The organism is Pseudomonas sp. A-B-19, assembly GCF_019947515.1.
GTDB lineage: Bacteria > Pseudomonadota > Gammaproteobacteria > Pseudomonadales > Pseudomonadaceae > Aquipseudomonas.
On sequence record NZ_JAGYGN010000008.1, the window covers coordinates 19,325 to 38,570 of the forward strand.

Sequence of the window (19,246 nt, forward strand, 5' to 3'; positions counted from 1 at the left end):
GTCTGTCGTACAAAAATTGGGGGCTCACCAGAGATCCCCTGTGGGAGCGAGCTTGCTCGCGATAGCGGTGGATCAGTCGATACTGATGCTGACTGATACGCCGTCATCGCGAGCAAGCTCGCTCCCACACTTGCATGTCTGTCGTACAAAAATTGGCTGTTCACCAGAGATCCCTTGTGGGAGCGAGCTTGCTCGCGATGGCGGTGGATCAGTCGATACTGACGCTGACTGACACTCCGCTTTCGCGAGCAAGCCCGCTCCCACAGATCTTTTTGGCCCTAAGTCTTGTTGCAAGGCTGGTCAAGCAAACAGGAGTCCCTATAATCGCGGCGTTTTCGTCTACCCTCACGAAGCGTCGTGCAGCAAACAGCTTGTGCGGGGCGCATCGACATTTTTCCGCTATTGAACCGGAGAACTTCCATGCTCAAACGTACCCTGGCAACGGCCATTGGCCTGACCCTGTCCCTTTCCACCCTGCTGGCACAGGCTGCCGAGACCCTCAAGGTCAGCGCCATTCCTGATGAAGCACCCACCGAACTGCTGCGCAAGTTCCAGCCACTGGGCGAGTACCTGGAGAAGCAACTGGGCATGAAAGTCGAGTTCGTACCGGTGTCCGACTACCCGGCGGTGGTCGAGGCGCTGGCCACTGACCGCATCGACATGGCCTGGCTGGGCGGTTTCACCTTCGTGCAGGCACGGCTGAAAACCGGCAATGCCATTCCATTGGTACAGCGTGAGCAGGACGCCCAGTTCACCAGCAAATTCATCAGCGCCGACCCGGCCGTCAAGTCGCTGGCCGACCTCAAGGGCAAATCCTTTGCCTTCGGTTCGGTGTCTTCCACGTCCGGCAGCTTGATGCCGCGCTATTTCATGCTGCAGGACGGCATCAAGCCGGAAACTTACTTCAGCCGCGTCGGTTACTCCGGCGCCCACGACGCCACCGTCGCCTGGGTTCAGGCTGGCAAAGTGGACGCCGGCGTGCTCAATGCCAGCGTCTGGGCAAAACTGGTCGCGGCCGGCAAGGTCGACACCGACAAGGTCAAGGTCTTCGCTACCACGCCGGCCTACTTCGACTACAACTGGACCGTGCGCGGCACCCTCGACCCGGCCCTTGCCAACAAAATCAAGGTGGCCTTCCTCGCGCTCGACCCGGCCAACCCGGAGCAAAAAGCGATTCTGGACCTGCAAGCCGCCAGCCGCTTCATCGAGACCCAGCCTGAGAACTACAAGGGCATCGAGGAAGCCGCGCGCGCTGCCGATCTGCTGAAATGACACTGCATCTGAACCGGGTCAGCCTCACCCACGGCAATGGCGTGCGTGCGCTGCATGAGGTCGACCTGCACATCACTGCCGGTGAGCAGGTGGCAATCATCGGTCCGTCCGGCGCCGGCAAGTCGAGCTTGCTCAACGTGCTGGCTACCGCCCTGCGCCCCGGCAGCGGTACGGTCGAGGTGCTCGGCGAGCAAGCCTGGCAGCTCGGCGCCCGACAGCGCCAGCGATTACGCGCACGCATCGGCCTGGTGCATCAGGCGCCGCCACTACCTCCGCGGCAGCGGGTGGTCACGGCGGTGCTGGCCGGAAAGCTGGGGCAATGGAGTTTTGCCAAAAGCCTGCTGAGCCTGCTGCATCCGGTGGATGTTCCGGGCGCGCGGGCGGCACTGCTCAAGCTGGACCTGGGTGACAAGCTGTTCGCCCAGTGCCAGCAACTGTCCGGCGGCCAGTTGCAGCGCGTGGGCATTGCCCGGGTGCTGTACCAGGCACCCGAAGTGCTGCTGGCCGATGAGCCGGTGTCGGCGATGGACCCGGTACTGGCCGGGCACACCCTGTCGATCCTCTGCCGCCACGCCCGGGAACACAAGGTGACCCTGGTCGCCAGCCTGCATGCGGTAGAGCTGGCCCTGACGCACTTTTCACGCATCATCGGTTTGCGTGAAGGTCAGGTCCTGTTCGACCTTCCCGCCAGCGACGTCGACCAGGAGTTGCTCGACAAGCTCTATGCCAACGAGCAACTGCTATCGCCGCCAACGCCAGTGGCGCCCTTGATCCTGCAGATTCCCCGATGCTGACGCGCGATACACGAGACCCGGCCACCCTGCCCCGCCTGCTGCTCAGTCTGTTGGCGCTGGCCCTGCTGTGGCCCGGCATTCATTTCAGCGAGCTGGACCTGGGTGTGCTGCTCAAGGCCGACAGCCAGAGTGAGATGGGCCGGTTTGTCTCAGCCTTCTGGCCACCGGCCCATGGCGAAGAGTTCCTCCAGTTGCTGTGGCAAGCCACCCTGCAGACACTCGCCATCGCCACCGCCGGCATGGCCCTGGCCTTGCTGTTGGCCGTGCCCGCCAGCCTGTTGGCCAGCCGCGCACTGTCACTGTCGGCGGCTTCGCGCAGCGGTCGCCCGAGCGCCCTGGGCCGGCTGTTGCGCTGGCCGGTGCGCGGGTTGCTGATCTTCCTGCGCAGCGTGCCGGAAATCGTCTGGGCCCTGCTGTTCGTGCGCGCCGTCGGTCTTGGCCCGACGGCCGGGGTGCTGGCGATTGCCATCACCTACAGCGGCATGCTGGGCAAGGTCTACGCGGAGATTTTCGAATCGGTCGACCAGCGTCCCGCCCACTCACTGCTGCAAGCCGGCAGCAGCCGGTTGGCGGCGTTCTGCTACGGCATCCTGCCCAATGTCGGGGCGGAGTTGCTGTCGTACACGGTGTACCGCTGGGAGTGCGCCATCCGCGCGTCGGTGGTGATGGGCTTCGTCGGCGCCGGCGGGCTGGGCCAGCAGATCGACTTGTCGTTGCGCATGTTCGCCGGCGGTGAAGTGGCGAGCATGTTGCTGACCTTTTTCGTCCTGGTGCTGTTCGCCGATCAGATCAGCCGCCTGTTGCGCTGGAGGTTCGCATGAATCGCCTGATCAACCTGCTGCTGATCCTGTGCATCGTCGCGGCAGTCGTCGTCTCGTTCCGTTATCTGGGCATCGATCTCGGCGAACTGACGGGCAGCGCTAACCTCGCGCAGATGGGCGCCTACGTGCTGCGTTTTCTCAGCCCGGACCTGAGCGCCGGCCATCTGCAAGCCATCGGCCGTGGCGCCGTGGAAACCCTGGCCATGTCGGCCCTGGGCACCCTGCTCGCGGCGGTCTTCGGCCTGGTGCTGGCGCTGCCTGCGGCCGGGCGTTTCGGTTGGCCGTTGCAGAGCGCGTCGCGCCTTGTTCTCAATGGCCTGCGCGCCATTCCCGAACTGGTGTGGGCGGCATTGATGGTGCTGGCGGCGGGTCTCGGCCCGAACGCCGGCACCCTGGCCCTGGCCATGCACACCGCCGGGGTGCTGGGTCGACTCTTCGCCGAAGCACTGGAAAACACCCCGCCGCAACCGGCCGAAGCCATCCGCTTGCAAGGCGGCAACGTCGTCTGGGCCTTCTGCTTCGGCACCCTGCCCAACCTGTTCCCCCAGCTGTTGGCGTACATCCTGTACCGCTGGGAAAACAACATCCGTATGGCCAGCGTGCTCGGTTTTGTCGGTGCCGGCGGTTTGGGGCAGATGCTCTATGTCAGCCTCAGCCTGTTCCAGGAGGCCCAGGCTAGTACGGTGATTTTGGCGATGTTGGTGCTGGTGTTTGCCGTTGATGGGTTGAGCAGCTGGAGTCGCCAGCGGTGGGTCAAGGCGTGATTGTGAGTCTTCTGGAGATTTGACAACCACGTAGTTGTTAATTCGCTTGTAGCAAGAGGGCCTCAATGAGGCCCTCATCGCTAAAGCGTAGTTGTACTCAGTGCGCCACTACTGGCTCGCGGTGACCGTGACCGCTGCCGAGACCGCCACGGACACCGTCGCCGGTGCCGACTCCGCGCTCTTGGCATCGGCGGCTTTATAGATAAAGGTCGCAGTGAACGGCGCAGCGACCGTGGCCGGTGGTGTGTAGGTCACGCGCACACCATCGGTGCTGACCACGCCCTTGCCGGAGTCCGGTTGCTCCAGCCCCACCACTTTGAGTGGCACGTTACCGTCCGGGTCGGTGTCGTTGGCCAGGACGTTGATGGGCACCGGTTGGCCGGTGTTGCTGATGGCGCTGTCGGGGTTGGCGATCGGTATTTGGTTATTGCCGTCGTTATTGGCACGGGTATCGCCAGTGCGGAAGGTCGGCAGCGCGGCGGAGTTGACGTAGGTGACGCCGTCCCAGCCAGGTATGGGTGCTGGCATCAACTGGAACTGCCCGGGGTGCTCGACATCCCAACGCAGCAGCATGGACGTGTCCTCGTGCTGGGTGTTGTGGCAGTGCTCCATGTAGGTCCCGGCGAATTCCCGGAAGTGGATCGCCATTTCCACGTCCACCGAGCTGTCGATGCCATCACCGACGCGATAGACGTCCTTGCGCGCCCATTTTTCCCATTCCGGTGGTGGGTTGCCGTCGCGGCTGAGGATGATCCCCTCTTCGAAGTGCACGTGCACCGGGTGGTTCCAGCCGTTGCCGCCGCTCTTGATTTTCCACACTTCCAGGGTGCCGTCGCCGGAGAACCCGGCCGAGGTCGGGCCGTTGGCCAGTTGCGGAGCGGCGCTGATGACTCGAGGGTCCATGGGGAAGCCGAATTCACCACCGTCGGTCTTGATCGTCCAGGGTGTTTCGTCGGTGCCGTCGGAGCGGCCGAAGCTGAACTCGCGATGCCGCGCCACCAGGAGCCTGGCCTGCACCGCCGGATCGTCACGGTTGAGGGTCAGCGGGATCATGGTCTTGCCGGCTGGCTTGCCCGGTTTGGCGGGTTCGTAGTCGGCGGGGTTCATGCTCACGTCCTGGCCGGCATAAGGCTGGACCACCAACTGCAGGAACTTGCCCACCGCCGGGTCGCCGCCGACCCATTCCGGCCCTTTGCTGCCCTGCCTGAGCACCGCCTTGTACGTCCCGGACAGCACGTCGGCCAGGCTCAGCAGATTAGCTGTCGGCCTCTTGCCGTTCTGGTGCTCCATCAGGTTGACGAAGTACAGCTTGTCGCCGGTGTTGATCCCGTTTTTCGCGAAGTTGACGATGATGTCGAAGCGCTCGGCGATGCCCTGGGTGGGCAGGACGGCGTTGTGGTTCTGCAGGTCGCCGTCACCTTCCAGGTCCATGGTGCCGTCGAACGGCACGGAGTGTTCCATCAGATTGCCGTCGTTGGCGATCAAGTGGAACGGCACGCGGCTATAAGACAGGCCGGAACCTGCCGGGCCAGGGATTTCGCCGCCGGTGCCGGCGACTTCACGCACCAGTGCAATCCTGAGGTAGCGCGACACCGAGCCATTGAGGATGCGGAAGCGATAGCTGCGCGCCCGCACATTCAGGCGCGGCTGGTACTGCCAGTTGACCAGGATCTGATCGCCGAGAAAACCGTCGGTGTTGAACGGGTTGAACCACAGCTGGCCGTTCTGATCCCAGGCCTTGTCGGCCACCAGCAGGTTCACATCGTAGTCGCGGTTGCCCCAGGGCAGCGCCGAACCGCTGGGCAGGCGCAGGTTGACGCCATCTTCGAAGGCTTCGTTACCGCGATCCAGGGCGCTGTAGTAATTCATCATCACCGCGTTGCCCTTGTAGACGTTCTGCGCGGTGAAATCGAGCATGTGGTCATGAAACCAGTGGGTGCTCATGGTTTCGTGCCAGTCGCCGCGGATCTTGATGCTGCCGTTGTTGCACGTCTTCAGGCCCGGCGTGGCATCGTTGACGAACAGGGTTTCGCCCGGGGCGCAGGGGAACGCCGCGCGCGGATCCTGAGCGGTGGTGTTGATGGTGTCGTAACCGGCCAACTGGATCGGCCAGCGATAGTCGTAGTACTGCCCCGGAAAGAAAAACGCACCGGCAAAACCATCGCTTTCGGCCGGGGTGTGGCCGTTGTGTTCGTGGGTGGTAATGGTGTGCAGGCCAAACCCCATGTTGGCCGACGGATCGATCGGCAGGGCGTTGTAGTGGCGCATCAGCGCGGCTTGACCGTAACGCACCATCAACAGTTTTGGCGGAAAGGTGCCGTCGAAGGTCCAGAGCGCCTTGTGGTCCTGAATCGGCATGTTGGGGTGAAAACGAACATTGATGCCTTGGGTGGTGCCCGCAATGACCGGGTTGCTGAAGGTCTGGTTGTACAGCCCGCCAGGCCCGAACTCACCGACGGCGTAGTGGTGCAACTGTCGGCTGTCGCGCATGCCGCTGTTGATCTGGGCGCCCGCTTGCACGGTCTTGAAGCCGACCTGCGGGAAGAACTCGTTCCAGCGCTGGTGCGACCAGCCTTTTCCTGGCGGCCGGCCTTCGGCTGGCGAGCCGACCGGATGGCGATTGAGGTAGGCTTCAATCTGTGCTTGCCAGGGGTTGCGGTCCAGCACGTTGGAAAACTGCGACGGAAACGGGAACAGCCCCGGCTGGCGCATGAAGGCTTCCAGCGCCGCGGGCGAAGGGCCGCTGCGGGCGATGTTGCTCGGGTCCTGCGTGGGCGCCGGGCCGACGAGCGGAACCGGGAAGGTCAAGGCCGGTGCCGGCAGTGCAGGATCGAGTTTTTCCGTGCCGAATTCTTCGAACAGCAGCAGTTACTGCGTGTACGGCTGGGCTCCGAACAATGGACTGGGCTTGCCATTGGTGGGGATATTGAAGGGTGTCTGCAGGGCTGGCGGCAGCACGTTTTCGGCCCGTGGCGTGTTCCGGTCACCGAATAGGCCATTGGGCAGGGCGATGGCGCCCTGGTTGGCGGGTGCCGTGGCCCGTATGGCAGCCGCCGCGGCGTTGAGGTCGGCCGGAGGGTTGCTAAACGCCGAGGGGTCCGTTGGGGGTGGCGGGCCGAAATCATCCAGCGGCACGGCGTTTGCACTGGTGGTCAGGGTCAGGAGCATTGCACAGGGCAGGCTTGACCTGCGCAGAAAGAAGATGGCGTTGCGTAGTGATGTCGTGCGTTTCATTTTTCACCCCTCGCGACATATCGAGTCTGGCGAAACCCGCCGTCGCCAGAAGGTCTGGGACACAGCTATGCGGGCATAGGATGACTGCAATTAACGTACCAGCACACTATGACAAAAAGTCCAGGAAAATTAACAAACTATTTTTGAGTGTTTCAAACGAGAGAAGAGCGAGTGGGGAATACCCCTCTAATTAGGTGGAAAACACCCGCTCGTGGGTGTAATGCCCCCATTTATGGAGAGGATTGATATCTTTACTTTTAGCGCAGGCATTCGGCGGTCAAGTGCAGTGCATTCGCGCCTGACGACCAAACCAGTACTGCCCACGCCAAAAAACCTTCCTGGTCGTCAACGCAGGAAGGTTTTTTCGTTGCAGCCGATCAGTCTTTAGCCTGGCTCAACTTGGTGAACAGCTCGGTCGGTACTTTCTTGCCGTTGGAGGTGAACTGGTTGGTGCGGTACTTGTAAACCTCCCCCTCGGACAGGAAACCGTCGCCGTTGGTGTCCATCGCCTTGAATTCCTCTGCGCCCTTGGGTGCTACGGCCAACAGCTCCTTGAGCGACACGCGGCCGTCATCATCGGTGTCGGTGCGTGCGAAAGACGCATCCCCGCACTTGCCTTCACCGCACTTGCCCTCAGCCTGGGTCTTTTGCGCGCTGGCTTCGGCACCGCACTTGCCTTCGCCACACTTGCCTTCACTGGTCTTTTCCGCAGAGGCCAGTTGATAGCCCTGAGGCAAGGCCTCAGCGGAAAACGCCGAGGACGCGAAGTTGATACCGCCGACCAGTGCAACAGCGATCAGGCCAATACGGGTTTTGTTCGACTGGATACGAGACATGTTGATACTCCGGATCATTTGCGCGGCTGGACCGTTATTGGTCGTACCACAAGGGTTGATGAACCTGGTGGCGAGGTGCGTTGTGCCTCTCGCTTTGGCAGGTCTATTTGGCCCCGGTGGTGTATCCCCGCTGTATCCGTAAAGTGCTGGTTTTGTATGGCTGTATGCGGATGCCGCGCCCTGATACACAGCGATACACGAAAGCCGATACTCAGTTGCTCATGTCCGCTGGAGCGCTTGTTTAAAAAGGTTGTAGGTTATTTCCCGAGGGCTACAACACCTTGCGTCGTTGCCTACGGTTACGCCAGAATCCGCCGGCTTGTGCGCCCTGCTCCTGGTCTCTATCGTTTCCACGCCACTGCCCATCAGTGGTCGGGTTTAGCAGCCCGGGGTTGTAAGCAAGGTGCACAAGCTCCTGTCAGTCAGGTATTCCCATACCTGCATTTGATGGTGGCTGTGCGCAGGGCGCCTTCGGGCGCGCCGGCTTTGCTAGCTTCCCCGGTCTGCTAACCTGCGCACAGCTGCCTCCTTCTCGTTTAGCAGCAAGAGGGTTGGCACCCAATCAGGGAAGCAAGCATATGTTCAAGGTCACCCCCAACCCGCCGGACACCGATCCGACATCCCCATACGAACCCGATCCAAACAAGCTCGACGAGGCCGCCGAACCCGCCCTCGCCTTGCACTCCCCATCGACCGCCGACATCAAAGCCACACCACGCACACCCAGCACCCTGTTTACCGTCGACCCCAAGGTCGATACCGAAACCCTGATGGTGTATCTGGTCGAGACGCTGGCCTCGGTCGATGTGATGGTGCACCAGTTGGTGGATCATCTGGACGGCGGATCGCGCAATGCCCTGCTGGGGATTTCCAACAGCGTGATGTTGGCGGAGATCACGGCGAATCGGGTGCTGGACCAAATCGATCCACCCGAATAAACACTGAATCTGCGGCTAACACTGACCCTGTGGCTAACACTGACCCTGTGGCGAGGGAGCTTGCTCCCGTTCGGCGGCGAAGCCGTCGCAAAACCTGCCTGCACGATTGGACTGAAGAAAAGCGGGGGCCGCTTCGCTGCCCAACGGGAGCAAGCTCCCTCGCCACAGTTGTTGTGTGTTTGATGTTTGCTGGGCTATCACTAGTTCGGATCCAGCAACCCGCCACTCCAGTTACGCGACACCCGGCTGCCGGTAAATTTCGCCACCCCCATGCCCTGGGGTATCAGGCGATCGCGATAGCGCGTCACCAGGCGCCCCGCTTGCTCGGCATGGAGCACCACTTCAGAGGACGGGTCGCCCGGCCGTCCGAGAATCCGTGCAAAACGCTGGCCTTCTTCGACGAAATCCCCCAGCTCTTTTTCGAAGATCAGCACACCGGGTTGCGGGGCGATGATGGTTTCCATGTGGCCCATTTCCACGGCTTCGACGGGCCAGTCCGCGGGCGTCACTGACTCATCGATGACACCGCAACCGCACAGCCAGTTGTACAAGCCTTCGGCATCCGACTCGGCAAAGCGGTCGCTGACATCGCCCTGCCCGCGCAGCTCCAGGGTCGCGGCCATGCGGTGGTCGGTGACGCCTTCACGCAACCACGGGGCTATGATGGTTTCCTCGAAAGAACCATCGCCGCCGTCATCCCAGATGATCGCCACGTCCATCTTCATCGCCGCCGCCAGTTCGCGGCCACGGGGCCAGAAACTGCGGTGCACGTAGAGGTATGGCAGGGCCTCGTCATCGGTGTGCAGATCAAGCATCACATCGGCTGGGGCGGCCAGCTGCACCAGCTTCTTTTGCCATTGCTGAACGCAGGTCGAAGGTCGCTCCATGGCCGCCGACTGGTCGAACGCGCGATTGAAGTTATGCCCGGTGGCGTCGTGATAACGGCCGAGAATCCGCCCCTGGCGAAACTGCCCGATGCCCAGCGGATTGGCCTGCGGCACCACGGTGATGTTGCCCTTGAGCCGGCCCTGGGATTCGGCGGTTTGCAGTCGTTGCATCAATAGGTGCAGCACCAGCATCCCGGCGATTTCATCGGCATGGACGCCGGCCTGCAAGTGCACGTTTGGCCCACTGCCGTCGCCTGCATAACGCCAGGCACCGACCCGCACGGTATCGCCGTTGTTGTTGCGAACACTGAATGAAATATCCTGCGGCATTGGCTTTCCCTCCCGTCATGAACCTTGAAAAACGTTGTATCGCTGCTGCCGAGGCTGGTGATTGAACAGACGTTCAACTAAGCTCGGCATCGTAGAACCTCACCCAAGGACAGCCTTGTGACAACCGATGCCCCGAAAAACCGCCGCGTCGAACCCGATGACCGTCGCGAAATGCTGGTGGCCGCCACCCTGCGCTGCCTGGGCCGCGACGGTCACGCCGGGATTTCCGTGCGCCGCATTGCCACTGAAGCCGGAGTGTCCGTGGGGTTGCTCAACCACCACTTCGGCAGCATCGAGGCACTGATCGCCGACACCTACCAGCGGCTTGCGAGCGAACTGACCACAGCCCTGCTCCAGGAAATCGAACAGGCCCGGACACCCGCGCAAAAGATCGATGCCTTCCTGGAAGGCTCGTTCTCGCCCAGGGTCATGGACCCGCAACTGCTCGGCGTTTGGGTGGTGTTCTGGAGCCTGATCCGTCACTCCGAACACGTCAGCCAGTCCCACGAAAAAAGCTACCGCGCCTACCTTGATCTGATCCACCAGTTGCTCGACGGGCTGGCCGCCAGCGAAGGCTTCGTGATTCACGACACCCGCCTGGCGGCCATCGGCTTATCGGCGATGCTCGACGGTCTCTGGCTCGAGTGGTGCCTGAACCCTGAGACCTTCAGCGCCGCCAACGGGCTGCATATCTGCCGTTGCTGGATAAAGGGGCTGCGTCACGGAGCATTCAGCACCGACGACGTCCTGTGACGCGAGCCGGCCGAAAATCATCGCCAGGGTGCCGCTGACGGCGGCCACCCCTTGTCGAACTCATCAGGCCGACCTGCGTACCGGCGTCCCGCGCCGCTCGGCAAAGGCAAACAGCGCTTCGATCAGGAACGTCAGGCAGACATACACGCCGGCCACCAACAGCAACGGTTCGTAGACTTGCAGGGTTTGCGCGCGGACCACGTTGGCGGCACCGAGCAGATCGATCACGGCGATGGTCGAGGCCAATGCCGTGGACTTGAGCAGCATCACGGTTTCCCCGGCCAGGGTCGGCAGCAACAGGCGCATTGCCCGGGGCAAACGCACCCGCAGCAAGGACTGGCGCGCGGTCATGCCGAAAGCCGACGCCGCTTCCATTTCACCCTTGGGCACCGCCAGCAGGCCACCGCGAATCACTTCGCCGACATAAGCCCCCACCGACACCACCAGGGCAAACACGATGTACCAGTAACCATCGCGCAGGTACGGCCAGAGGAAACTGCCGCGAATCAGCGGGAACTGGGCAAACAGGCTGCCCAGGCCGTAGTAGAAAATGTAGATCTGGATCAGCAACGGCGTCCCGCGGGTGACGCTGGTGTAGAACAGGCTGACCTTGGCGATCACCTTGTTTTTCGAGATCCGCGCCAGCGCCACCAACACCGCCAGGACAAATCCGAACACACTGGCGATCAACAGGATTGTGAGGGTGGTTTGCAGCCCCCGGCCCAACAGTGCCGCGTATTCAACTATCCACACTGGAATCATTTCATTCTCTCTGCCGGTTCAGTCAACAAGAGGCATCCAGCGACGAATACGTCGCTCAAGCCGACCCGACACATAGTTCGACACCAACGTCACCGCGTAATACAACGCCGCAGCCGTGAGGTAGAACAACAGATAATGGCGCGTCGACCCCGCGCCTTGCTTGGCGGTGTACAGCAGCTCGTTGGTGCCGACCACGCTGATCAGCGCACTGTCCTTGATCAGGTTGATCCACAGGTTGGCCATCCCGGCCATGGCGTAAGGCGCCATGATCGGCAGCGTGACCCGGCGGAACAGACCGAAACCGTTGAGGCCGAACGCCTTGGCCGCTTCGATCTGGCCGAAGGGAATCGCCTGGATCGCCGCGCGGAAAATCTCCGAGGCGTACGCGCCCTGCACCAGCCCCAGCACCACGATGGCCGCCAGCGGACCGCTGACATCCACCACGCCGTAGCCCAGTTGGGTCATCAGTGAATTGAGGAGCATGGAGCCCACGTAGTACAGCAACAGAATCAGCAGCAACTCCGGAACCGCGCGGAACAAGGTGGTGTAGCCGCGCATCAGCGCTGCAATCGGCTTCGGCGCGCCCAGCTTGAGGCACGCCACCACCAGCCCGATGGCCAGCCCGAGCACAAAGGCTCCGGCGGAAATCTGCAGGGTCATCCAGAGCCCCTTCAACAGCGCACTGCCCCATCCTTGCTCGGTGAAATTGATCAGATCGAACATTGCCGGCATTTCAACCCCCAGTAACGACCATGAAAACACTGCAAAAACCCTTGTAGGAGCTGGCTTGCCAGCGAAGCTTTTGGCGGCCTCAAGGGCCCCTTCGCCGGCAAGCCGGCTCCTACGGGGATGGGTGTTTACCGTTGGATTTGCGTTTCGGCCTGGTGGTCAGAACGCCGGCTTCACGCTGGTGCCGAAGTAGCTCTGGGACAGCTCGTCGTAGTCCTTGCTCGCCAGCAATTGCTGGATGGCCTTGTCCAGTCTGGCCTTGAGTTCGGTGTCGTCCTTGCGCAGGCCGGCCCCCACGCCTTTGCCGAAGATCGGGTCGTAAGGCACGGTGCCGAGGTAGGCCAGGTCCTTGGCATCCGGGGTCTTGATGAAGGCGGCCATGGCGGTGCCGTCGGCCATCATCAGGTCGATGCGCCCGGCAATCAGGTCGGCGTTGGCCGAGTCCTGGGTGTCGTAGTACTTAACGTCGGCAATTTTTTCGTAGTAGGTCTTCAGGTAACTGGCGCTCACGGTCGAGTTCTGCACGCCGATGATCTTGCCCTTGAGGTCATCCGGGTACTTCTTGATCGACGCCTCTTTCGGGCCGACGACGGCAATCACCGAATCGTAGTAGGCCTTGCTGAAGGCGATCTGCTTTTCCCGTTCTTCGGTCACCGACATCGAGGAGAAGATCACGTCGATCTTCTTCGCCAGCAGCGATGGAATGATGCCGTCCCACGCCACTTCCTTGATCTCGCAATCGGCTTTCATTTCGCTGCACAGCTTGTGGATCAGGTCGACTTCGAAGCCCTTCCACTCACCGTTGGCCTGCTTTTCGGTGTACGGCGGATAGGGCTCCGCTGCCACCGCGAACCTGATCGGTTGCGCCTGGGCGGCACTCATGCCGGCCAGCAATACGCAGGCTGCCCCGGTCAACCAGTTTGCAAAACGTCGATTTCCCATGTTGTTTTCCCGTCTTTTTATGATGAGTTAGCGAGTCTGATGAGCGTTGACGAACTGTCGGCAACGCTCGCTGCGTGGGTGTACGAACACTTCGTCCGGCGAACCGGTTTCCTCGATCAGCCCTTGATGCAAAAAGGCGACTTTGGAGGAGACATCGCGTGCGAACGCCATTTCATGAGTCACCAGGATCATGGTCCGGCCTTCTTCGGCGAGGGAGCGGATCACCCGCAGCACTTCCCCGACCAGTTCCGGGTCGAGTGCCGAGGTGGGTTCATCGAACAGCATGACCTTGGGCCGCATGGCCAGGGCCCGGGCGATGGCCACCCGTTGTTGCTGTCCCCCGGAGAGAAACGCCGGGTACTCGTTGCGCTTGGCCGCAAGCCCGACGCGTTCGAGCAGGGCTTCGGCCCGTTCCGTGGCCTCCGCCCGGCTTTCACGCAGGACCTGGGTCGGCGCTTCGATGAGGTTTTCCAGCACCGTGCGATGGGGCCAGAGGTTGAAATTCTGGAACACCATGCCCAGGCTCGACCTGATGCGCACCAGTTGCCTGGCGTCCGACACCAGCGGTGCGCCGGGACGATTCTGGTTAAGGTGAATGCTTTCGCCATCGACCAGGATGCGTCCCTGGTCCGGCACTTCGAGCATGTTGATGCAGCGCAGCAAGGTACTTTTGCCCGAGCCGCTGGCACCGATCAGAGAGATCACATCGCCCTCGCGGGCGGTCAGGGAGACGCCCTTGAGCACTTCGATATTGCCGAAGCGTTTGTGCAGGCCATCGACCTCGATCATGGTCTTGGCGGCGACCGGTTCCGCGGCTGCGGTACAGGTCACCGTGCCGATCACCGGCCTCGGCGCTTCGCCCATGAGCACCCCGACAAAATCGCGAATACGCTGACAGGCCTGGGCCAGGCGCTCGTCGCTCAGGGTGAACGAAAGCCGTACAAACCCCTGGGCCGGCTCACCGAATGCCGCCGCATCCAGCACCGAGACACCGGCTTCGCGCAGCAGACGCCAGGCGAACTCCAGTGAGGTCAGGCCGGTGCCACGCACGTCCACCAGCACGAACATGCCGGCATCGGGGTTGAGCACGCTGATGCCCGGGCAACCGGCCAGGCCGCAGACCACCAGATCGCGACGCCGACGATAGATCTCACGCATGCCGTGGGTGACTTCGTCGTGTGACTGCACGGCCTTGAGCGCCGCTTCCATGACAAACCCGGGCAAGCCGTACAGCATGCTCAGCACCAGGGTTTCGACATGATTGACCAGGGCTTCATGGGCCACGACCCAGCCGATGCGCCAACCGGTCATGGCATGGGATTTGGACAGGCTGCCGATCACCACGCAGCGCTCGGCCATGCCCGGCAACGCCGCCAGGCTCAGGTGTTCGCGCTCGTAGGCCAGGCTCTCGTAGACCTCGTCCACCACCACCCACAGGTCATGGGCGATGGCGAGTTCGGCGATGGCTTGCAGTTCTTCGCGGCCCAGCACCACGCCGGTGGGGTTGTTCGGGTTGGAGAAGAAGATCGCCCGGGTGCGCGGGGTAATGGCCTTGGCCAACACGGCGGCATCGAGGCGAAAACCCGAGTCCGCAGCGCAAGGCACCCGCACCAGCGTGGCGCCGGAAGCCTTGAGCGTGGCTTCGTAGGTGACGTACATCGGATCGAACGCGATCACTTCGTCGCCGGCACCGAGCAGGCACATCGAGGTGGCGAACAAGGCGTTCTGCGCACCTGCCGTGAGAATGACGTTCGACGCCTGCAGTTCGCGGTCGATCAGTTGGCTGTAGCGGCCGGCGATGGCCTCGCGCAGGGCCTGGCGGCCGGCGATTTCGGTGTAGTGGGTATCCCCTTCACGCAAGGCGTGGATGGCGGCGTCGGTAATGAAATCGGGGGTGGGAAAATCCGGGTCGCCGACACTGAGGATGATGACGTCCTCCCCATTGCGCTGCGCCGCGTTGGCTGCGTAGTGAATATCCCAGGCGGCAACGCCTTGGCCACTGATCCGTTCAACAAAGGGTGAAAACCGCATGCCAGTGCCTCGTTCGAATTGAAGAAACGCAAGCCCGCAACCAGCCGGGGAAAGGTGGCCCCCAACATAGTCCAGGCTGAACACTCGTTCAATAGAAAATTCACAAGGCTTCGCGTTCAGCGCAAACAGGTCGTTTTCACGATAGTCGCGCCGTTTTTCAGCACGGCGCGATCAAGCGACGTGAAACGATTTTGCTGACCGCTCCCAGCACCAGAGCCGCAAGAATCAGCCCCGCAGCCACCGCAAACGTCAACCGCATTCCCTGTGCGATGGCCTCAGGTTGCGCCTGCAAAATATCGTCGCTGGCCGTACCGAAGGCGAACACAGCGCCCATGACCGAGGCGCCCGTGATCAACCCGAGATTGCGCGATAACCCGAGTAAACCGGAAACCATGCCACGTTGCGGCGCCTCGACTTCCAGCATGACGGCGGTATTGTTGGCCGCCTGGAACAGCGCATAACCGGCGGTCATGACAGCCAGCGGCACGATGTAGCCGGGCACACCGAAGGCCATCGGCAAGGCCGGCAGGATGCAAGCGCCGGTCAACATGGCGATCAATCCGGTCTTACCGGCTCGATAAGTGCCCAAACGATCGACCCATCGGCCCGCCGGTACGCCTGCCAGTGCGGCCACCAGCGGACCCGTCGACATCGCCAACCCAACGCTTGCCGCATTCAATGCCAGTGCACCAGTGAGGTAAAACGGCCCTACCACCATGGTCGCCATGACCACGGTGGTCACCAGCATGCTCATGATGAATCCTGCGCTCATCTGCCAGTTACGGAACATCGTCAATCGAACCAGAGGCGACTCGGTTGTGTGCTCGACAAACACAAACACGCCCATCCCTACCACGGCCACCAGCAACAGCGCCGCATTCAGCGAACCAGGACCGCCACGCCCCAGGGTCATCGCCAGCGCATAGGCCAGCAGCGTCAGGACCAACACCAGGGTGCCGAGCACATCGAAGCCCGCTCGATCAGCCCTTCTCTCATGGCGATCATCGGGTAAAAAGCGATACACAAGCCCAACCGCCAAAACACCCAACGGCACATTGATCAGAAAAATGGCCTGCCACCCCGGATTGGCAATCAAAAAACCTCCAAGGGTCGGGCCGAGTGAGGTGCCAATCGCCGACATCGTGCCGAGCACGCCCATCGCACTGCCCGTTTTTTCTTTGGGAACGGCCCCGCCCACCAGCGCCATGGTCAGCGCCATCATGATGGCCGCACCGACGCCTTGCAGCGCCCGAGCGGCAATCAATAACCAGAGATGAGGGGCCAGCGCGCACAGGATCGAAGCGACGGTAAACACACAAATCCCGATCAACAACAAACGTCGGCGGCCAATCATGTCGCCAAGTCTTCCGACACTGACGATCAGCGCCGTGATCGCCAGCAGGTAAGCGAGCACCACCCATTGCACTTGCTCAAAGGAGGCCGAGAACGCCTCGGCCAGTGTCGGCAATCCAACGTTGGCAATGCTGGTGCCCAGGGACGACAGCAGCATGGATAACGACAGGCTGGCCAGGGCACCCCGAATCGATATGGACTTCATTTTCACGCGACTCCGCAAATAGATTGCCCCGAGCCTAAGCCCAGCCATAACATGGCGGAAGACGCAGTATTTGCACTTTATACGTGCATAAGACGCCACACTCAAAAATGTGGGAGCGAGCTCGCGCCCACAAGGATTCACTCCATGCCCGATCTGAACTTGTTGATCACCCTGAACGTGTTACTGGAGGAAGGCAGCGTGGCCCGCGCCGCGCAGCGTTTGCGCCTGAGCCCGTCCGCCATGAGCCGGGCGTTGGCGCGATTGCGCGAAACCACGGGCGATCCGCTGCTGGTGCGGGCCGGGCGCGGACTGGTGCCCACGCCCCGGGCGCTGGAACTGCGTGAACGTGTCGGCGCGCTCGTGCAGGACGCCGAAGCTGTCCTGCGCCCCGCCGAGGCACTGGACCTCAAGCAACTGGTGCGCACCTTCACCCTGCGCACCAGCGACGGCTTCGTGGAAAATTTCGGACCGCCACTGATCGCCCGCATTAACGAAGAAGCCCCCGGCGTGCGCTTGAATTTCGTGCAGAAGCTGAACAAGGACAGCACCCTGCTGCGCGACGGCTCGGTGGATCTGGAAACCGGCGTGATCGGCGAATCCACCAGCCCGGAAGTGCGGACCCGGATGCTGTTTCGCGATCGGTTCGTTGGCGTCGTACGTGAGGGGCATCCACTGACCCAAGGTGAAATGACACCCGAGCGTTATGCCGCCGCCCGGCACATCCTGGTCTCACGTCGGGGCCACGAAAAAGGTGTCATGGACGACGCCTTGAATGAGCTGGGGCTCAAGCGCGACATCATCACCATCGTCGCCGGTTTCTCTTCGGCGCTTGCACTGGCGCGGGCTTCAGAGCTGGTCGCCAGCGTACCGCAGCGGCACGTCGGCAACCTGTGCCAGGGAATGCACTGCTTTGCCCTGCCGTTCCCCACGCCGCCGATCACGGTTTCGATGCTGTGGCATCCGCGCATGGACGCCGACCCTGCGCATCGCTGGCTGCGCGGTTGCGTGTGGGAGGTTTGCAGCCGGCAATGACCCTCGCCTACTCCTTCAGGATCAGCAGCGCTTCGCCTTTCTTCACGATGTAGGTCGCCAGTTCCGAGGCCTTGCCCTGCCCCACGTTCTTCGCCACATGGGCGACACCTTCGGGGATGTACAACGAATCACCGGCCTTGAGCGTCACCGGTGCCCGCCCTTGCAACTGATATTCAAAGGTGCCGCTGATCACGTGCGCCACCTCCACACCCGGGTGAGCATGTTTGGGCGAGGTCACGCCCGGATCGAAGTCCACGAGCACCTGGAGGACCTCGCGATCGGCGGTGCCCAGGTCTTCGCGGACCAGGTCGGTACGGTGCAGGCCCTGCTGCCAGCTTTTCATCGCCGGGGCCGGTTGTGCTTCCTGGGCTTGAGCAAGGCCCGCTAAAGTGGCGAGCCCTGCGGCGGCCAGAACCAGACCAAGCTTGCCGAGGGTGTGACGGGGGGTGATACGCGACATTGTCTTTCCTCCAGTTGAACCACACCAGGCCGCGCCGAAAGTGGCGCGATGCCGGTGGTTCCATTTGAAGGTCGTCGTGTATCGCCCGGGTGTCGGGAAACGCCGGTTTTGTATGCCCGGGTAACGGTGAGCGTTGCGGATACCTGCTGATACAAACCCGTATCGGCGGGTACGCCATCATGAGCAACAGCATCGTGGTCAATGGCGAAGATCAAGTGACCGCGACCCGATCCCACTCAGGCCCTCAAAAGTCCCTCTTTGGGGTTTGTATGTGCCCACCGGTCATAATTGATCAACAAGCGGCTGTGCTAATCACAGATTGGTTGATCCAAATTCATGCACCGTCGAATATCTGTTGACCTGACTGATTCGTACCAACAAACTTTTCTTTTATTGTGTATTTCTAAAGGTTTGTCTGATGCGTAAATCATTCACTGTCGTTGCACTAAGCCTTCTTGTATCGCAGTACTCCCTCGCCGGCGAAGCCACTAACACAGCTATCGGTGGCGGTGTCGGTGGCGCCCTTGGAAGCGTGGTCGGTCAGGCTATGGGAGGTAGCACTGGCGCTGCGATCGGAGCCGGCGTAGGTGGCGCAGCTGGGGGCGCAATATCTGCGAAGAGTGGCAACAAGACCGAATCAGCCATTGGCGGGGGGCTCGGTGCAGCGGGTGGCCAGGTAATCGGCAACAGTGTTGGTGGTTCCACCGGTGGCCTGATCGGCGCTGGACTGGGCGGCGCGGCAGGTGGTGCTATCGGCAACAATCTGGCCAAGGACAGCGATAACGATAACGATAACGACCACTACGACCACAAGCATAAAAACAAGTACAAGAACAAACATAAACACAAGCATGACGACTGATCCCGGATTCCGAGATCAGGAAGAAGATGACGTTGCCCCTTTCACTCGCGAACAGCAACTGGCGATATTGACAGCTGCCAGGGGTGAAGCGTGGCCATAACTGCGCCTCCATGATGCTATCAGCTGGCGAAAATCCAATGTGGGTAATCAAGCAGTTCGGCCACAAAGGCTGGACCCTGATCGCCAAGGTTCATGGTCGCCGGGTGCCCTCCGCTGATGTAAAAGCCGGAGGGCGAGCCGA

16 protein-coding genes and 1 pseudogene are annotated in these 19,246 nt (G+C 61.7%); 8 read left to right on the forward strand and 9 right to left on the reverse strand.

All coding sequences use genetic code 11. From position 1 onward, the window contains the following. Nucleotides 1–420 precede the first annotated feature (420 nt). Genes KGA81_RS11040 through phnE form a run of 4 tightly spaced genes read left to right on the forward strand, consistent with a single transcriptional unit; the run spans nt 421 to nt 3,651 of the window. Entirely contained in the window at nt 421–1,272 is an 852-nt protein-coding gene (locus tag KGA81_RS11040; RefSeq protein WP_223545835.1) for a putative selenate ABC transporter substrate-binding protein, read from the forward strand. Next, nucleotides 1,269–2,066, forward strand: a complete 798-nt coding sequence (locus KGA81_RS11045; protein ID WP_223545836.1) for a phosphonate ABC transporter ATP-binding protein — start codon at nt 1,269–1,271, stop codon at nt 2,064–2,066. The genes KGA81_RS11040 and KGA81_RS11045 overlap by 4 nt, the downstream gene beginning before the upstream one ends. Beyond that, on the forward strand, nt 2,060–2,887 hold the full coding sequence (locus KGA81_RS11050) for a PhnE/PtxC family ABC transporter permease (RefSeq protein ID WP_223545837.1): 828 nt from the start codon (nt 2,060–2,062) through the stop codon (nt 2,885–2,887). The genes KGA81_RS11045 and KGA81_RS11050 overlap by 7 nt, the downstream gene beginning before the upstream one ends. Then, nucleotides 2,884–3,651, forward strand: a complete 768-nt coding sequence (gene phnE, locus KGA81_RS11055) for a phosphonate ABC transporter, permease protein PhnE (RefSeq protein WP_223545838.1) — start codon at nt 2,884–2,886, stop codon at nt 3,649–3,651. Before KGA81_RS11050 ends, phnE begins: the two co-directional genes overlap by 4 nt. A gap of 129 nt (nt 3,652–3,780) precedes the next feature. Here the strand turns inward: phnE and KGA81_RS11060 are convergent. Both KGA81_RS11060 and KGA81_RS11065 read right to left on the reverse strand, forming a co-directional pair. Continuing rightward, a pseudogene (locus KGA81_RS11060) lies at nt 3,781–6,819 on the reverse strand (Ig-like domain-containing protein); the annotation flags it as partial. 443 nt (nt 6,820–7,262) lie between these two features. Continuing rightward, entirely contained in the window at nt 7,263–7,721 is a 459-nt protein-coding gene (locus KGA81_RS11065) for a hypothetical protein (protein ID WP_223545839.1), read from the reverse strand. Between the two features lie 578 nt (nt 7,722–8,299). On the opposite strand from KGA81_RS11065, the gene KGA81_RS11070 reads away from it, so the two are divergent. Beyond that, nucleotides 8,300–8,659 carry a DUF6124 family protein gene (locus tag KGA81_RS11070; protein WP_223545840.1) on the forward strand — a complete coding sequence of 120 codons (360 nt, stop codon included), beginning with the start codon at nt 8,300–8,302 and terminating at the stop codon, nt 8,657–8,659. A 200-nt stretch (nt 8,660–8,859) separates the two neighbouring features. Here the strand turns inward: KGA81_RS11070 and KGA81_RS11075 are convergent, their stop codons facing one another. After that, nucleotides 8,860–9,876 (reverse strand): succinylglutamate desuccinylase/aspartoacylase family protein, encoded by a 1,017-nt coding sequence (locus KGA81_RS11075; RefSeq protein WP_223545841.1) that lies wholly within the window; start codon nt 9,874–9,876, stop codon nt 8,860–8,862. Nucleotides 9,877–9,993: 117 nt separating this feature from the next. On the opposite strand from KGA81_RS11075, the gene KGA81_RS11080 reads away from it, so the two are divergent. Further along, the gene (locus KGA81_RS11080; protein ID WP_223545842.1) at nt 9,994–10,629 is read left to right on the forward strand and encodes a TetR family transcriptional regulator C-terminal domain-containing protein; all 636 of its coding nucleotides are present in this window, start codon (nt 9,994–9,996) and stop codon (nt 10,627–10,629) included. A gap of 63 nt (nt 10,630–10,692) precedes the next feature. Here the strand turns inward: KGA81_RS11080 and KGA81_RS11085 are convergent, their stop codons facing one another. The 5 genes from KGA81_RS11085 to KGA81_RS11110 form a co-directional block, all read right to left on the reverse strand. Continuing rightward, nucleotides 10,693–11,391 (reverse strand): ABC transporter permease, encoded by a 699-nt coding sequence (locus KGA81_RS11085; protein ID WP_223545843.1) that lies wholly within the window; start codon nt 11,389–11,391, stop codon nt 10,693–10,695. A gap of 18 nt (nt 11,392–11,409) precedes the next feature. Beyond that, complete coding sequence (locus tag KGA81_RS11090) at nt 11,410–12,123, reverse strand: ABC transporter permease (protein WP_223545844.1); 714 nt, start codon at nt 12,121–12,123, stop codon at nt 11,410–11,412. Between the two features lie 156 nt (nt 12,124–12,279). Next, nucleotides 12,280–13,062, reverse strand: coding sequence for a transporter substrate-binding domain-containing protein (locus KGA81_RS11095; protein WP_223545845.1), 783 nt, complete (start codon nt 13,060–13,062; stop codon nt 12,280–12,282). A 27-nt stretch (nt 13,063–13,089) separates the two neighbouring features. After that, nucleotides 13,090–15,093 (reverse strand): aminotransferase class I/II-fold pyridoxal phosphate-dependent enzyme, encoded by a 2,004-nt coding sequence (locus KGA81_RS30070; protein ID WP_317850785.1) that lies wholly within the window; start codon nt 15,091–15,093, stop codon nt 13,090–13,092. 157 nt (nt 15,094–15,250) lie between these two features. Further along, nucleotides 15,251–16,651, reverse strand: coding sequence for an MFS transporter (locus KGA81_RS11110; protein ID WP_223545846.1), 1,401 nt, complete (start codon nt 16,649–16,651; stop codon nt 15,251–15,253). 144 nt (nt 16,652–16,795) lie between these two features. Here KGA81_RS11110 and KGA81_RS11115 point away from each other — a divergent pair, with 144 nt between their 5' ends. Next, the gene (locus KGA81_RS11115; protein ID WP_223545847.1) at nt 16,796–17,683 is read left to right on the forward strand and encodes a LysR family transcriptional regulator; all 888 of its coding nucleotides are present in this window, start codon (nt 16,796–16,798) and stop codon (nt 17,681–17,683) included. 7 nt (nt 17,684–17,690) lie between these two features. Here KGA81_RS11115 and KGA81_RS11120 read toward each other — a convergent pair whose 3' ends face one another. Next, entirely contained in the window at nt 17,691–18,143 is a 453-nt protein-coding gene (locus tag KGA81_RS11120; RefSeq protein ID WP_223545848.1) for a cupin domain-containing protein, read from the reverse strand. Nucleotides 18,144–18,561: 418 nt separating this feature from the next. Between KGA81_RS11120 and KGA81_RS11125 the strand changes: the two genes are divergently transcribed. After that, entirely contained in the window at nt 18,562–19,005 is a 444-nt protein-coding gene (locus KGA81_RS11125; RefSeq protein WP_223545849.1) for a glycine zipper domain-containing protein, read from the forward strand. The last annotated feature ends 241 nt before the right edge of the window (nt 19,006–19,246 follow it).

What these genes read in the sequence shown, in the direction of transcription:
- KGA81_RS11040 (WP_223545835.1), top strand. Translation starts at nt 421, where the DNA reads ATGCTCAAACGTACCCTGGCAACGGCCATTGGCCTGACCCTGTCCCTT.
- KGA81_RS11045 (WP_223545836.1), top strand. Translation starts at nt 1,269, where the DNA reads ATGACACTGCATCTGAACCGGGTCAGCCTCACCCACGGCAATGGCGTG.
- KGA81_RS11050 (WP_223545837.1), top strand. Translation starts at nt 2,060, where the DNA reads ATGCTGACGCGCGATACACGAGACCCGGCCACCCTGCCCCGCCTGCTG.
- phnE (WP_223545838.1), top strand. Translation starts at nt 2,884, where the DNA reads ATGAATCGCCTGATCAACCTGCTGCTGATCCTGTGCATCGTCGCGGCA.
- KGA81_RS11065 (WP_223545839.1), bottom strand. Translation starts at nt 7,721, where the DNA reads ATGTCTCGTATCCAGTCGAACAAAACCCGTATTGGCCTGATCGCTGTT.
- KGA81_RS11070 (WP_223545840.1), top strand. Translation starts at nt 8,300, where the DNA reads ATGTTCAAGGTCACCCCCAACCCGCCGGACACCGATCCGACATCCCCA.
- KGA81_RS11075 (WP_223545841.1), bottom strand. Translation starts at nt 9,876, where the DNA reads ATGCCGCAGGATATTTCATTCAGTGTTCGCAACAACAACGGCGATACC.
- KGA81_RS11085 (WP_223545843.1), bottom strand. Translation starts at nt 11,391, where the DNA reads ATGATTCCAGTGTGGATAGTTGAATACGCGGCACTGTTGGGCCGGGGG.
- KGA81_RS11090 (WP_223545844.1), bottom strand. Translation starts at nt 12,123, where the DNA reads ATGCCGGCAATGTTCGATCTGATCAATTTCACCGAGCAAGGATGGGGC.
- KGA81_RS11095 (WP_223545845.1), bottom strand. Translation starts at nt 13,062, where the DNA reads ATGGGAAATCGACGTTTTGCAAACTGGTTGACCGGGGCAGCCTGCGTA.
- KGA81_RS30070 (WP_317850785.1), bottom strand. Translation starts at nt 15,093, where the DNA reads ATGCGGTTTTCACCCTTTGTTGAACGGATCAGTGGCCAAGGCGTTGCC.
- KGA81_RS11110 (WP_223545846.1), bottom strand. Translation starts at nt 16,651, where the DNA reads ATGAAGTCCATATCGATTCGGGGTGCCCTGGCCAGCCTGTCGTTATCC.
- KGA81_RS11115 (WP_223545847.1), top strand. Translation starts at nt 16,796, where the DNA reads ATGCCCGATCTGAACTTGTTGATCACCCTGAACGTGTTACTGGAGGAA.
- KGA81_RS11120 (WP_223545848.1), bottom strand. Translation starts at nt 18,143, where the DNA reads ATGTCGCGTATCACCCCCCGTCACACCCTCGGCAAGCTTGGTCTGGTT.
- KGA81_RS11125 (WP_223545849.1), top strand. Translation starts at nt 18,562, where the DNA reads ATGCGTAAATCATTCACTGTCGTTGCACTAAGCCTTCTTGTATCGCAG.